The 14,055-nt window shown below is 71.9% G+C and carries 13 protein-coding genes; 9 read left to right on the plus strand and 4 right to left on the minus strand.

The window, feature by feature from the left end:
• Positions 1 to 87 precede the first annotated feature (87 nt).
• A complete protein-coding gene (locus B9S64_RS32575; RefSeq protein WP_258037993.1) occupies positions 88 to 1,089 on the plus strand; it encodes a LysR family transcriptional regulator in 1,002 nt (333 codons plus the stop codon).
• A 93-nt stretch (positions 1,090 to 1,182) separates the two neighbouring features.
• On the opposite strand, the gene B9S64_RS34705 is transcribed toward B9S64_RS32575, so the two are convergent.
• A complete protein-coding gene (locus B9S64_RS34705) occupies positions 1,183 to 1,695 on the minus strand; it encodes a LuxR C-terminal-related transcriptional regulator (RefSeq protein WP_181012405.1) in 513 nt (170 codons plus the stop codon).
• A gap of 485 nt (positions 1,696 to 2,180) precedes the next feature.
• Here B9S64_RS34705 and B9S64_RS32585 point away from each other — a divergent pair, with 485 nt between their 5' ends.
• Positions 2,181 to 2,522 carry a hypothetical protein gene (locus B9S64_RS32585; RefSeq protein ID WP_103492930.1) on the plus strand — a complete coding sequence of 114 codons (342 nt, stop codon included), beginning with the start codon at positions 2,181 to 2,183 and terminating at the stop codon, positions 2,520 to 2,522.
• Between the two features lie 83 nt (positions 2,523 to 2,605).
• Here B9S64_RS32585 and B9S64_RS35455 read toward each other — a convergent pair whose 3' ends face one another.
• Positions 2,606 to 4,441 carry a sigma-70 family RNA polymerase sigma factor gene (locus tag B9S64_RS35455; RefSeq protein WP_181012406.1) on the minus strand — a complete coding sequence of 612 codons (1,836 nt, stop codon included), beginning with the start codon at positions 4,439 to 4,441 and terminating at the stop codon, positions 2,606 to 2,608.
• 357 nt (positions 4,442 to 4,798) lie between these two features.
• Between B9S64_RS35455 and B9S64_RS32595 the strand changes: the two genes are divergently transcribed.
• The 3 genes from B9S64_RS32595 to B9S64_RS32605 all read left to right on the plus strand — a co-directional run bounded on the left by B9S64_RS32595 (position 4,799) and on the right by B9S64_RS32605 (position 7,558).
• Positions 4,799 to 6,022 (plus strand): SPFH domain-containing protein, encoded by a 1,224-nt coding sequence (locus B9S64_RS32595; protein ID WP_103492932.1) that lies wholly within the window; start codon positions 4,799 to 4,801, stop codon positions 6,020 to 6,022.
• Entirely contained in the window at positions 5,992 to 6,933 is a 942-nt protein-coding gene (locus tag B9S64_RS32600; protein ID WP_181012407.1) for a C40 family peptidase, read from the plus strand. The genes B9S64_RS32595 and B9S64_RS32600 overlap by 31 nt, the downstream gene beginning before the upstream one ends.
• 97 nt (positions 6,934 to 7,030) lie before the next feature.
• A complete protein-coding gene (locus B9S64_RS32605; RefSeq protein WP_146060161.1) occupies positions 7,031 to 7,558 on the plus strand; it encodes a response regulator transcription factor in 528 nt (175 codons plus the stop codon).
• 146 nt (positions 7,559 to 7,704) lie between these two features.
• Here B9S64_RS32605 and B9S64_RS32610 read toward each other — a convergent pair whose 3' ends face one another.
• Positions 7,705 to 8,982: an MFS transporter gene (locus B9S64_RS32610; protein ID WP_103492935.1), complete on the minus strand. Its 1,278-nt coding sequence runs from the start codon at positions 8,980 to 8,982 to the stop codon at positions 7,705 to 7,707.
• Between the two features lie 136 nt (positions 8,983 to 9,118).
• On the opposite strand from B9S64_RS32610, the gene B9S64_RS35330 reads away from it, so the two are divergent.
• Together B9S64_RS35330 and B9S64_RS32620 are read left to right on the plus strand one after the other, a co-directional pair.
• Entirely contained in the window at positions 9,119 to 9,571 is a 453-nt protein-coding gene (locus tag B9S64_RS35330; protein WP_103492936.1) for a MerR family transcriptional regulator, read from the plus strand.
• A gap of 149 nt (positions 9,572 to 9,720) precedes the next feature.
• Positions 9,721 to 10,815, plus strand: a complete 1,095-nt coding sequence (locus B9S64_RS32620) for a serine/threonine dehydratase (protein WP_103492937.1) — start codon at positions 9,721 to 9,723, stop codon at positions 10,813 to 10,815.
• 33 nt (positions 10,816 to 10,848) lie between these two features.
• On the opposite strand, the gene B9S64_RS32625 is transcribed toward B9S64_RS32620, so the two are convergent.
• On the minus strand, positions 10,849 to 11,700 hold the full coding sequence (locus tag B9S64_RS32625; protein WP_146060162.1) for a hypothetical protein: 852 nt from the start codon (positions 11,698 to 11,700) through the stop codon (positions 10,849 to 10,851).
• Positions 11,701 to 11,932: 232 nt separating this feature from the next.
• On the opposite strand from B9S64_RS32625, the gene B9S64_RS32630 reads away from it, so the two are divergent.
• Positions 11,933 to 12,367 carry a hypothetical protein gene (locus B9S64_RS32630; protein ID WP_146060163.1) on the plus strand — a complete coding sequence of 145 codons (435 nt, stop codon included), beginning with the start codon at positions 11,933 to 11,935 and terminating at the stop codon, positions 12,365 to 12,367.
• 123 nt (positions 12,368 to 12,490) lie between these two features.
• Positions 12,491 to 13,957 carry a DUF4157 domain-containing protein gene (locus B9S64_RS32635; protein ID WP_258037990.1) on the plus strand — a complete coding sequence of 489 codons (1,467 nt, stop codon included), beginning with the start codon at positions 12,491 to 12,493 and terminating at the stop codon, positions 13,955 to 13,957.
• Positions 13,958 to 14,055: the final 98 nt, after the last annotated feature.

Raw genomic sequence — 14,055 nt, forward strand, 5'->3', positions numbered from 1 at the left:
TCTTCCGCTGCGGGGACGGGTCATCAACGACGGTCCTGGTAACGTCTTTTGACTCTGGGACAAAGAATCCGGGGGCCGCTCGTGGAGATGCGAGAGATCGAGATCTTTCTGACGCTGGCGGAGGAGCTGCACTTCAGCCGCACGGCCGAGCGGTTGGGCGTCAGCCCCGGCCGCGTCAGTCAATCGATCAAGAAACAGGAACGACGCATAGGCGCCCCCCTGTTCGTCCGCACCACGCGCACCGTGCGCCTCTCCCCCCTCGGTGAGCAGCTGTACCAGGCGCTCAAGCGCGGGCACCGGCAGATCACGCAGGGGATCGAGGCGGCGCGGGCCACCGCCCAGGGGGCCACGGGCACTTTGACCCTCGGCACCATGGGGCCGTACTCCCTGCGGATCAAGGACATGCTCGACCTGTTCCTGGCCCGCCACCCCAACGCCCGCCTCCGGCACCGCGAGATCCAGCCCGCGTCACCCCTGGACCTTCTCATGTCGGGTGACGTGGACGTGGCGTACGTGTGGCTGCCGGTCGAGGCACCGGACCTGACCGTCCTGCCGACCGCGCGAACCTCCGCGCTGCTGCTGATGACCTCCGTCGACCACCCCTATGCGGAGAAGGGGTCCATCTGCCTGGAGGAGTTCGGCGACTGCGCCGTGGTCGAGGGCGGATCGATTCCCTCCTCCATGGAGGAGGTCCTCAATCCCCGGCACACCCCCTCCGGCCGTCCCGTCCGCCGCGGCCCCCGGGTCACCACCTGGCAGGAGACTCTCAGCGTGGTCTCCTCGGGTCAGGCCACCGCCGCCGTACCGGCCGAGGTGCCCGGTTTCTACTCCTGGCCCAGTCTGGTCTTCCTCCCCATTCGCGACGCGCCTCCCTGCCGGTGGGCCTTCGCCTGGCGCACCGCGAGCGAGTCACCGCTCGTCCGCGGGTTCGCCGAGGCATCCGTCGACGCCGACCGGCTCCTGGCCGAGTCCGGCGCACAGTCGCTTTCCCTTCCCTTTCCCCTGAACCAACCGCCGGCCGACGACCGAGACGCCTGGCTCGGCCACCTCGATCCGCGCTGGATCGCACCGAGCGGCGACAGTCGGTAACCAGCGGGCGGGTGGGCTCATCCGCCGAAGACGCGACATCTCGATGTGCGAGCCCACCAGTCCCACCCCCACCTACTGTTCGACGCACTCGGGCTACGCGGCCCGTCCCGGGCCCTGGCGGCCAGGGGGCGGGCCGGGGCGGCGGCGCAGGTGGCCGTGCTGGTAGGCCAGTGCCACCGCGTGGGCCCGGTGCCGGGCCTGGAGGACGTTGAGGATGCGGCGCACATGGCTCTTGACCGTGTTCACGCTCACGTACAGCTCGTCCGCGATCTGCTCGTTGCTCTTCCCGTCGGCGATGAGCTGGAGCACGTCCTGACAGCGTCCGGTGAGGACCACCCACTCGCGGGGCTCGGGCGACAGCCGCGCCAGCCAGCCGCGTTCGTAGCCGATGGCGACCATCTGCGCCCGTTCGCCGGTGCCCAGGCTCTTGCCCAGCCGGTCGACATGGCGTTGCACGGTCGGCCGGGCCACGTGCAGGTGCCCGGCGATCTCGACGTTCTTGTAACCCCGGGCGACGCCCGACAGGACCTGGAGCTGCCTCCAGGTCGGAAGGACGCCCGGCTGCCCAGCCGTCCGCTTGATGGTCTCCGGACCGGTGATGGTCACAATGCCCCTCTTCTCCGCCGTCAGGTGAGGCGATGCGCATCCCGCCTCACCTGGGGAGAGCCCGCAGCCGGGCATTCCTGACGCCATTTAGAGAAACGTTTTTTCGCACCCGCCGAGGCACGTCCCACCGACCGTTCAGGCCGGGCGGTTCCGCTGCCACCCCGTCCACGTGGAACACCCCGGGAAGATTTTTGTACCGCCGCGTCATGGTCCGTCACCTCATGTCTCTGGAGGGTGACGCGTCGTCCTCCGGACGTCCGCGCCAAGACAGACCGACCGACCGACAGACCGACCGATGGGGTTCCGATGGCGAACACACCCCGACCCACCGCTGCGGGGGCGACGAGGTCCGCACGACCAGCGCACGACCGCTCCAGGCGCTTACTCCTTCAGCACTCTCCGATCCACCCGCGCCGGCCGGTTCTCCCACGCCGCAGAGTCCGCCCCCTCGGGACCACGTCACCGCGAGAACGGAACAGAACGCCGTGAGAAGCCTCCACCACGTCCTCTACGGCGCCCTGTTCGGATGGCTCGCCTGGTGCGCTGTGCAGTCCGCCCGTAACGGGGCGCCATGGGTGTGCGCGGTGTTCGTCGCCGGATCCGGTCTCGTGGTCGTCGCGGCGACGCGCGAGGGGGCGCTGAAGGACACACTGCGCCGCGAAGCCGTACGGGCACAGCGCGCCACGCGTCTGCATCCGGCCGACGCCGGCGCCGCCGAGGCGGCCGCCGCGCGGGCCGGCTGGTGTTGCGACGCGTGGGCGGCCACCGCCGGCGGGGAACACGGACCGTCCTGCCGCCACCGTCTGCCGAAGGGCAACGGGGTCTGACGCGACGGAACCCGGGCCGGCGGGAAGACCGGCCCGGGTCCGAACGAGGGGCACCCTATGAGTTCTTGAAAACGAGAGGCACCCTATGAGTTCTTGAACCAGACGAGGACGCCGAACGCCGACCACAGGGCGGCGGTGTACGTCGGCTGTCCGCCGCCCTGGTCCTTCGCGTGACCGGGAGGGCACCAGCCCGGATGACCGGGCCAGTGGCAGGGCCGGCAGGGACGGCCGTGTCCATGTCCATGGCCGGGCGGCCCGCACTCACCACCGGTCGGTGAGGGTGTCGGGGTCGGTGTGGGGCCGGGTGACGTGGTGAACGTGGGGGTGGGTGTCGGGGTCGGCTCCGGTGTCAACTCGGGTGTGGGTGACGGCTCCGGCGTCAGCTCGGGTGTCGGAGTGGGGGTGGGAGTCGGTTCAGGCGAAGGAGAAGACGTGGGCGTGGGACTGAGCTCGGGCGAAGGCGAAGGCGAAGGCGTGGGCGTGGGCGTCGGAGTCGGCTCCGGCGTCAACTCGGGAGTCGGAGTCGGAGTGGGCGTCGGAGTGGGCGTGGGCGTCGGCTTGGACGAAGGCGACGGTGACGGCGTACGCGTAGGGGTCGTAGTCGGTTCGGGCGCCAACTCCGTGCCCCCGTATCCGTTGTCCGGCGAGGACGGTGACGGAGACGGCTCGGGGGGCTCCGGTACGGCCGGCGGATTCACGGCGGGGGACTGCGGGCGCGGGGCACCGCTGTTCGTCCCGGGCGCCTCCGGTGAGCGATGAGGGTCGCTGAGGGGGCCCTCCCGCTCCGTCACCTGCGCTGCCGGACCCTCGTCCGCGACGCCGTGCCCGGCGCCCGGTGCGCCGGAGGGTGCCGGTCGGGCCGCTGTGAAGGACGGTGCGGGGTCGGGTGGTGGCATCTCTCCGGCCGAGGCGGGCGCCGGGATCTGCCCGGCCGCTCCCGCCCGGTCGCTCCCGCCTTGCCCGGCGGTGAGCGCCAGGGCGAGTGAGCCCGCGGCGACCACGGCGGCGGTCACTCCGGCCGCGGCCAGGACCTTGCCGCTCTTCCAGGCGCTCTTGGGCGTCGGCACCACCTGGCCCGCCTGCGCCGCGCCCTGCTGGACGGCGGAGGAACCGACGGTGTGCAGCAGGTAGGCGGAAGCGGCGGAGCCGAGGAAGAACGGGGCGATGACTGCGGGCAGTGTCGAGGAGAGGTCGGCGAGTTCGAGGTAGAGGCCCCCGCAGTCGGCGCAGGTGTCCAGGTGCTCGCCGACCTGGGTGCTCTGCGTCCTGCCGAGCTTGCCGCGGGCGTACGCGCCCAGCTTGGCGGCGTACTCGCGGCACGGCCGGTCTGCGGTGGTGATGTGGGCCTGGATGTACGCGGTGCGCAGGCCCTCACGGGCCCGGTAGGCCAGCGCCGAGACGCTGTTGGGCCGCAGGCCCAGCAGGGGCGCGATGCTCGCCGGTGCCTCGCCCTCGACCTCGGTGTGCCAGAGCACGGCCTGCCAGCGTTCCGGCAGGGAGCGGAAGGCGTTGCCGACGGCCTGGTTGTCGAACGCCTCGACGGCGGGGTCCCGGGCGGGTTCGGCGGAGTCGTGGCCGTCCCACGTGTCGGTGAGGGTCGTGCGCCGCTGCTGCCGGGTGACGCGGAAGGCGCAGTGGCGGACGGTGCGCAGGAGGTAGCCGCGGAAGAAGTCGGTGGGGCCGGAGCCCTTGCGTATCGCGCTCAGGACGTTGGCGAACGCCTCGGCGACCAGATCGTCGACGTCCGCCTCGCGGGAGGCGAACTGCCGGGCGCACCGGACGGCGGCGGCGCGGTGCCGGGCGTACAGCGTCTCGTAGGCGGTGTTGTCGCCCTCGCGGGTGGCGGAGATGAGCCGGGTGTCGCTCGGTTCCGCTGTCTCTTCGGACTCCGGCGGGGAAAACACGGTGTCGTCGCTCATGAATCCTCTACCGCGACGGACCGGCCCGGCCGACCGGGCACGTCGCCTACTGACGGTGATCGATGTACAACCCATTAGATAGACGCATAGTTGACACGTCAACAGATGTGTCTATGAACCTACCTGGAAGTGATGAGGTGACACGTACCGGTCTCAGAGCGTGCGGAAGATGTCCTCGCAGGTGCCGACAGGTCCCTGACCCGCGCTTTCTTCCTCTCAGGGCTTCGGGCGAAGTGTCGACCGTGTCATAGATCACGTCGATCGGACCGTTCTGTCGCGTCATGGAACCGTGGACGGTGTCTCGGGATGGTGTCCGGCCGATCCGGCCGGAATCATCAGCGAGAAGGAGCCACCCGATTGAAGAGCGAGCGCGCATGGCCACCCGTCAACTCGGTCCTGCCCCCCGACGAGTTCTCCTTCCCCTTTGAACACGGGGGAGACCCGTCGTTCAAGGAGTTCGTCGCGGAACCTGTCCCGGAACCCGGCCCGGACGAGCCGGGTTCCGAGCCGGGTTCCGAGCCGGAGGAGGCAGCTGGGCGGCCTCCGGGCGCCCCGACGGACCCTGGCTTCCCGCACGACACCGTCACCCTCACCGGCATGGACCCGGAGCCCGAGCCGGAGCAGGCGTCGCCCGCCGGTCTCCGCCGCCGGGTGCCGCGGGCGGGCGCCCTGTCCGACGTACGGGAGTTCCGTGCCCGGCCGGTCCTGCCTGGCACCCTCGCCCTGCTCTGCGCCGTGCTCAGCGGCGGGGCCCTCGCCGCCGTCGTGACGAGGCCGCGGGCCGTGGGACGTTGGACGGACCTGCCCGAACCGTCTCCGCCACTGCTGGCCGCCCTGACCGCCGCGATGCTGCTCGCGCTGGGCGGTCTGCTCCGCAACCGGGAGGGCCACGCCGTGGTCCTGACCCGGTGGGGCCGCTACCGGGGCACGGTGCGCCGCAGCGGTCTGCTGTGGGTGAACCCCTTCGTCCGGCGGCACCGCGTGGACGTACGGCTGCGCCACTTCCAGGGCGACGCCCTGCCCGCGGTGGACCGCGTCGGCCATCCGGTCGTCGTCAGCCTGCTGATCGTCTGGCGGGTCAGGGACACCGCGCGGGCCGTGTTCACCGTCGGCGACCACGAGGAGTTCCTGCGCGAACAACTGGTGGCGAGCGTGACCGAAACCGTCTCGATCCTGCCCTGCGACCGGTTCAGCACCCCCGGCCCGACACTGCGCGACGGAACGTGGTTCGGCGAGGAGGCCACCCGGCGCCTGGCCTCCGAGATGGCACCGGCGGGACTTGAGGTCTACTCCGTCCAGCAGCTCTCCCTCGGCTACGGCGCCGAAGTCGCCGACGCCATCCACCGGTTGCGCAACGCCGAACTCAACGCCGAACTGCGCACCACCGTCATCGGCGACGCCGTCGACATCGCCCGCGCGGCCCTGGACCGGATCAGGGCCGACGAAGGCGAGGGCGAGGACGCGCCCTCAGGCCGGGACGCCGAGTTCCTGCGCCTGTTCGTACTGTCGCTGCTCAGCCCGAGCGCGAACCTGAAGGAATGGGGAAACCAATGGCCGAATCACCGAAGCTCGTCGAACTGAGCCCCGTCGACGGCTGTGGGACGTGCGCGTTCTGCACCCGGCCGTCGCCCCGGGAGAAGGGAACCGGACCCGCGGCCGGACGGGCCACCGCACGGGCCTGCCGCAGGAGAGCGGCGGGCGCGCTGCTCGCCGTCGCCACGAGCGTCGTGGGCATCGAGGCGGGCACCGCGACCCCCGCGAGCGCCCTGCCCGCGCCCAGCAGCGAGGGCTGGGACGGCAGCCGCTACTGGTTCAAGTCCAACGGCCAGTGGCGGTGGACCAGCCACCAGAGCGTCTATCTCCAGCGCACCGGCACGAAGAAGGCGGCCCCGGCACCGGCCAAGACGACCAGGACGACGGCGGCACGGACCACGGCCTCGGCGCAGGCCTGGCTGCCGGCACCGAGCCGGGCGGGCTGGGACGGCAGCCGCTACTGGTTCAAGTCCAACGGCCAGTGGCGCTGGACGAGCCACCAGAGCGTCTATCTCCAGCGCACCGGAGGCAACGCGGGCACCGGGGGCGCCACCGTCCCGCCGAAGAAGACGACGGCACCCCCGAAGGCGAACACCGGTTCCCTGGAACCCGCCCTCTCCTACGCCCTGGCCCAGCTCGGCAAGCCGTACATCTGGGGCGGCAACGGCTATCTCGGCTACGACTGCTCCGGCCTGGTGCAGCAGGCGTACCGCCGCGCGGGGATCTCGCTGCCGAGGGTCGCCTCCGACCAGTACGGGGCCACCACCAAGATCTCGGCCGGCAGCCTGCGTCGGGGCGACCTGATCTTCTGGTCCTCCAACGGCCGCCAGTCCGGCGTCCACCACGTCGCCGTCTACCTCGGCGGCGGACGCTATGTGGAGGCCCCCCGGCCGGGCGTGAACATCCGGATCTCCTCGCTGTCCAACGGCTACGCGCCGAACCTGTTCGGCCGCCCCTGACCGTGGCCCCGGACCACTTGGCGCCGATCGCGTCATAAGGGAGCAGGTGGGGCCTCTCTCCAGTGTCACGCACGGTACGGCGGCACCGACCGCCCCGATGAGGAGGCCCCTCTTGCCCACCCACCACGCCCAGTCGCCTCGGCCGGCCCACCCGTCCCGGCCCCCCAGACCCTCGCCACCGCGAGAACTGACACAGCGCCAGGAAGAAGTGCTGTGGCTCATGCTGACCGGTGCCACCGCCGACCGGATCGCCCAGGACCTGGGCATCAGCAAGGCCACCGTGCAGACCCATCTGCGCGCCATCTACGCGGCCTTCGGCGTACGCAGCCGCGCCCCGGCCGTCATCGCGGCCATCGAACGGGGCTATCTGCCCGAGAGCCTCGACCGGGGCTGGAGCCCGGACCGGGAGCGCGTGCTGCGCGCGCTGCGGCAGGCCTGGAGCCCCTGCCGGGTCCACCCGGCGCACACACCGAGCTGCGCCGTGTGCGTCCGGGCGGCCACCCTGGGCCACGCCATCACCCTGGTACGGGACCCGAGGACGCCGGCCCACCCGCCGCCGGCGGCCGGCCCCCGGGGCGCCACCGGCGACCCCGGCCCGTACCCGCTCCGCCCCCGTCGAGGGTGACCCTGGCGACGGGAGACGCGGCTCCGTCGTCCTTTCGCGGTCCCGCGACGTGACCGCGAGAGGACGACGGAGACGGAGCCGCTGCCGGTCGTCGGCCTCTTCGCACACGGGAAGACGGCGCCGTCGTTCCTTCCGTCACCGTCCGCTCACGGTCGGTCGTGGCCGGCGCGCAGGCTCGTCACGAGGCTCAGCGCGAGTACGCCGAGGAACGTGAGCAGCGGAGCCTGCCACGTACCCGTCGCCGTACGGAGTACGGACGCCGTCAACGGGCCCGTGGCGGCGATCAGGTACCCGCCGGTCTGCGCCGCCGCCGACAGGGCCGCCACGTGTTCGTGGTCCCTGCCCCGCTTGACGTACAGCACCCCGGCGACCGCCTGGCCGCCGCCGAGGCCCGCGCCGAGCAGCAGGGACCACAGCGCCGGTACGGAACCGGGGGCGGCCAGCAGGCCCACGTACCCCGTCGCGCAGACCAGGACGATGCCCACGAGGTGCGGACGCTGGTCCGCGCGGGCCGCGGCCAGTACCGGCAGGACGAAACCGCCGACGGCGACCCCGACGATGAACAGCGACTGCATGGTCCCCGCGGTCGTCCCGGCGACACCCGCGTCCACCAGGATCGCGGGCAGCCACGCCAGCGTCGTGTAGAAGAGGAGCGTCTGGAAGCCGAAGTACGCCACCAGGCTCCACGCCAGTCCCGTGCGCAGGACACCGCCGGGACGTCCCGCGGTGGTGGCAGGGACGGACGGCCCGGACGGCCGGGGCCGCGGTCCCGTCGGGGACGTGCCGGGCCGGACCGCGGCGGCCGGTGCGCGCAGTTGTGGTGCGACGGCGACCGCCGCGAGTACCGACGGGATCACGGCGAGGCCCATCGCGGCCTGCCAGGAGTGCCCGCTCGCCTGCCAGACCGGCACCATCAGCGCCGCGACCAGCGCCGAGCCCGCTCCCATGGACAGGGCGTAGACGCCCATCATCACGCCGACGCGGCGGTGCGCGAACCGGCTGCGGACGAACACCGGGATCAGTACGTTCACGGTCGCCGTCGCGATGCTCACGATCACCGTGCCGACGAACAGACCGGGCAGGCCCAGTACGCGTACGACCGCTCCCGCGAGCAGCAGCACACTGGCCCAGAACAGGCCCCTCTCCTCGCCGAGCCGTCGGCGTACCGGAGTGGCCAGCGGTGCGAAGAGGCCCATGCAGAGGGGTGGCAGCAGTCCCAGCAGGGTGACCGTCCCCGTCCCGAACCCGGCCACCGGGGCCAGCGGGCCGAGCTGTCCGAACGCCACGCGGGTGTTGAAGCTGAGCAGGACGAAACCGGTCACCAGGACCACGGCCGAGGCCGTCGCGCGCGGCGGTCCGCCGGTGGTGCGCGGCGAGGAGGGGGACGGGGTGGGGGAGGCGGATACCGGGGCGGGAACGGACACGGCGGCCTTTCGGTGGCTTCAGCGCGTCCAGCGGTGGACGACGGTGCTTCGGGTGGACGACGCCGCTTCCGGTGACGGGCGACTCGGTCAGCTTCCACGCTCAAGTAAGCTTGAGCGCAAGTCGACGGAGGTGTCTGTGAAGGACCTGTACTCGATCAGCGAGGTCGCCGAGGCGTTCGGCCTGACGGTCGCGGCCCTGCGGTTCTACGAGGAGCGAGGGCTCGTCCGGCACAGCGAGCGCCGGGGGCGCGTACGCCAGTACAGCCGGGACGACCTGGCCCGGCTCGCGTACGCGCAGCTCTGGCACGAGGACGGCCTGCTCACGCTGACGGAGACCAGTGCCATCGTCGACAGCGAAGAGGTGGCGGACCGGCTCGGGCTGATCACCGCGCAGCGGGACGCGATGCTCGAACGGATCGAGAAGCTCGACCGTGCCGTGGCCGTCCTCACCCATATGCTCGGCTGCCGTACCGACAAGGCGCTGGACTGTCCGATGACCGGGGCCTACATCCGGGGCCGGGTCGACGCCGCGCTCACCGGCACCCCGCACACGACGGACTTCCTGCCGCCGCCGGGACGGAGCGAGTGAGCGGCGAGGGACGGTCGGCGGGGGAGACCGGCCGCACACGCCAGACCGCCGGACCCGCGCCGCCCTCATGGCCCGGACCCCGTCCGGTCCTCCCACCCGCCTCCTTCATTCCGTCCGGCCCCTCTCATCCCCCTCGCAGGAGCGACGACATGCACCAGCTCACGTACGGCGACATAAAGTCGGCCACCGACCGGATCGCCGGACGCGTCCGTCCCGTCGCCCTGGCCCCGGCGGGCCCAGGCGTCACCCTCACCCCCCGTCAGGGCCCGCCCGACGACCGGGCCGGGGAGCCCTGTGAGGTGTGGCTGGCACTGGAGTTCATGCAGCACACCGGATCGTTCAAGGCGCGTGGCGCGCAGAACTTCGTCCGGGCCCACCGCGAGGCCGGCACCCTTCCCGAGGCCGGGGTGACCATCGCCTCCGGTGGGAACGCGGGCCTGGCGTGCGCCTGGGCCGCCCAGCAGCAGGGGGTTCGCGCCACGGTCTTCCTCCCCACCACCGCCCCGGCGGTGAAGGTCGCCAGGCTTCGCGGTTACGGAGCCGAGGTACGGCTGATCGGCATGGAGTACGCCGAGGCCCTAGCAGCGTGCGAGGAGTTCACCGCCGCCACCGGCGCGCTGGCCTCGCACGCGTACGACCATCCGCTCATCGCCGCCGGGGCCGGCACGCTGCTGGAGGAGATCCACCAGCGGATTCCCGGCCTGGACACCGTGGTGGTCGCGGTCGGCGGCGGCGGGCTGTTCGCGGGCGTCGCCACCGCGGCCCGGCACCACGGCATCCGGACCGTCGCCGTCGAGCCGGAGAACTGCCGCGCGCTCAACGCCGCCCTGGAGGCGGGCCACCCGGTGGACGTCACCGTGGACTCGATCGCCTCCGACTCCCTCGGCGCCCGCCGCGCCTCCGCCATGGCCCTGCACGCGGCCCAACAGGACGGCGTACGCTCCGTGTTGGTGCCGGACGCCGAGATCACCGGCGCCCGCCAGGCGCTGTGGGACCAGCGGCGTATCGCGGCCGAGCACGGCGCCGCGACCGCTCTGGCAGCGCTCACCGCGCGGACGGGCCGGGCGGACCGGCACGAGCCCGAGCAGAACGTGTCCGGCCGGGGTCTGTCCGGTCGAGGCCCGGCCGACCGCCCCGCCACGGCCGGGTACGGCTACCGGCCGAGCGCGGGCGAGAAGGTCTGTGTGGTGGTGTGCGGCGCGAACACCGACGTGACCACGCTCGTCGCACCTCCCGGCAACTGACCGGTTGACCGACCGGTCCCGGGGCCTGTGCCGTTACGCCCCGGGCAGCGTCAGCCGCACCGGCAGACTGGAGCCGGGGGCCGAGACTTCGGCGGTGAGCAGCCGGCACAGCGCGCACCCGCCGAGATGGGCCAGCACCTCGTCGTGCCGTCGTGCCGTCAGCCCCAGCCGTACGTGCGAGGCGGCCGTCAGGTACGACAGATGGCTTCCCCGGGCCTCCACCGGCCCGGTGCGGCGCAGCCCCCGCCACAGATAGGCGTCGACAAGGGAGTCGAGACCGGCCCGCAGCAGACCGGGGGAGTGCCGGCCGGGCAGCTCGCCCTCCACGCAGACCGCCCACAGCACATCGGCGTGGTGCGAGGGGAGCGAGGTGAGCACGTCGTACGCGAGCAGCGTCTCCTCGGCACCGGGGCCGCCGCCGGTCACCTCGCGGTGCAGCGCGCGCCCGGCGGCGGCCCGCCGGACGCCGACCCGGACCTCCCGTTCGAAGTCGAAGGCGCGGTCCTGCGGCGCCGTGCGCTGGAGCGACTCGACGGCGCGGCGGCAGGCGTGGAAGAGCAACGCGTCCGTCACCTCGCGTTCCGACGGCCCGAGATAGCACCGGGCGATCCTCCGGCCCGGACGGATCGCCCGCACGCACAGCCGGTGGACGGCACCGGGTTCGCCGAGCCGGGCCCGGTGGACGAGATCGGCCTGTTCGGGCGGGAGCGGGTGCAGGGCGGGCGGCCCGGTGGACAGCGCGTACGGGAACGGATCGGGTCCCAGACGCGGCAGCCGCAGGGTCTCCGGCTCGGCCACGGCCGCCCCCGAGCGCACCCTGGCCCCCCGCCGGAAGGCGGTCCAGTCCCAGGTGGCCCTCCCTCCGAACCGTCGGACATCGCTCACGGCCACCCCGCCCTCCCCATAGGCATCCCGCAGCCCCGGCCGAGCCGAGGCGTCGACACCTCAGAGCCGCGCCCCACGCCCCCATGACGCGGCCCTGTGTGCGGCCCACGTCACACCGGCCGGGTCACCGGGCGGGCGCGCCGCCCGGTCACATCGGGGCATCCGCCGGAGCCGCGGTGTTCCGCGGGACGGTGAGCATGTCTCGGGCACGAAGGCGCCGGACCGCGCGGTGATGTTCGACCTCACCGGCTTGCCGGAACTGCGGTCCAGCAGCAGCGAGGACGGGCCGGTGCTGGACGCCTTGCCGCACGCCGAGCGGCACCGAACGTGCCGCGAGACCATGGCGTTCCTACACGGGCACTTCGAGGCGATGGTGTTCCGCCACCTCGCTGAGGAGCTGCGGACCGGCGGCATCGCCGTGATCGGCTCGGAGGAGTACGCCGACTGGAACAAACGGCTGCTGTCCTGGCCGGTGGTGGAGGACAAGCCGCCCGCCTACCTGGTGGAGATCGGCCTGCGCGAGGTTCACGAAAGCCCGTTCGGGCTTCCTCCGGCCCTGCGAGTCCGTGGGCCTACTGCCCGAACGGCCAGCCAACCGTGTGCGAACGGCCCCTTACCCGAACTGCCTCAGCGCGATATCCAGGACAGGTACCTGATCTGCCCTTAGAGAGGCCTACTCCGCATGCGTACGCAAGAGCCTGGCAAGTCGCCTGACCAGAGGGAGACCCACCACCGCCCGGCACGCCTGGCGGGCACGGCCCCCGTCACACCCGCCGCAATCCCCGCCTCCATGGTGCTGCTCGCCCTTCAGCGCAGCACCGGCAACGCCGCGGTCGTCCAGATGCTGCGCCAGGCCGGACATCCCGGTGCGCAAGCCCTGGTGCGACGTCAACACGGTGAGGGCTGTGGTCACCAGCGGCCCGGACAGGCCCCGGTGCAGCGCTCCGCCGTACACAACGTCCTGCGCACTGGTGGCCGGCCCTTGGACGCCGCCACGCGTTCGGACATGGAGAACCGCCTCGGCGCCGACTTCTCCCACGTCCGCCTGCACACCGGCGCGGCAGCGCAGCGCTCCGCCGCCGAGATCGGCGCCCGCGCCTACACCTCCGGACACCACATCGTCATAGGCGACAGCGGAGCGGACAAGCACACGCTCGCCCACGAGTTGACCCATGTCATCCAGCAGCGCCAGGGCCCGGTAGCCGGAACTGACAACGGCTCCGGCCTCAAGGTCTCCGACCCTTCGGACCGCTACGAGCGGGATGCGGAGAACAATGCCACGCGAGTGATGGCCGGCGGCTCCACTCTGGTGGAGGACCTTGGACAGGACGTTCCGTCAGCGGACGCGGAGTCCGTTCAGCGGATAGTCATGTCTGACGAGGCCGCCACCCTCAGCAGCTTCACCCCGTCCAAGGCCGGCGCCACCCCCCTCCACGGAATCCCGATCCGACGTCCCACGACAGTGACCGGACAGATCAAGAAGACCGGAACGACGGGTCGGCCCGGAGCGCCCAACCCCCTCGCGGTCACGAGCCTGCATGCCCAGTACCGCCAGGCGGTAGCCAACGGCCAGGCCACCACCTCACTGACCGAGGCCGACGTCTGGTCCGACCTCTTCGCCGGCGCCGGATACGACCGCGGGCACATCATGGGCCTGGAAGTCGGTGGCGTCGACGTTTGCGAGAACATCGTGCCGCAGTGGTCCCTCAACCAGCAGTCCGGAGCCTGGCGGAAGATCGAGCGGGACCTGACGGCCGCCAGCAACGGCGACGACGTCGAATTCAGCGTCACCTACGCGTCGAGCACGGGTGGCTATCAGACCGTCATGGTGCCCAAGGACATCTCGGCGAAGGTCACCTCCAGGACGACCGGACAGTCGAACAGCCTGACCTGGGACAACAGGCCGGATGACAACGACCTGTTCAGAGCGGGCGTCAGCCCGGAGGAACGGCCCGAGGCGTACGAGGCGACCAAGATCAAATGCCAGGTCACCACGGGCTCGGTACTCACCGAAGCCCAGATGCATCAATTCGCACTCAGGGCGATCACCTATGCCAAGGCGCTCGCTCGATCGTACCGGGACTACGAACGAACCCACGCGAACGGGTCCGGCCGGCAGGCCAGCCAGTTCGACGCCTACTGGGACAAGTTCACGTTGTCGGACGTACCGAAGAAGAACCGCACCAAATTCATCGAGGAACTCGTGGTCGAAGGACTGGTCACCAAGAGCCAGGCCGGCTATCAGATTCTTCGGTAGCCGAAACCGAAGGGGTGTCCGCACGCCTGCGGGCCCTGACCGGAAACGCCGAGTGGCGAGCTGACATGAAGCAGAAGAAGGCCCGCGCCCGGCCTGCC

The organism is Streptomyces sp. SM18, from assembly GCF_002910775.2.
GTDB classification, from domain to species: Bacteria; Actinomycetota; Actinomycetes; order Streptomycetales; family Streptomycetaceae; genus Streptomyces; species Streptomyces halstedii.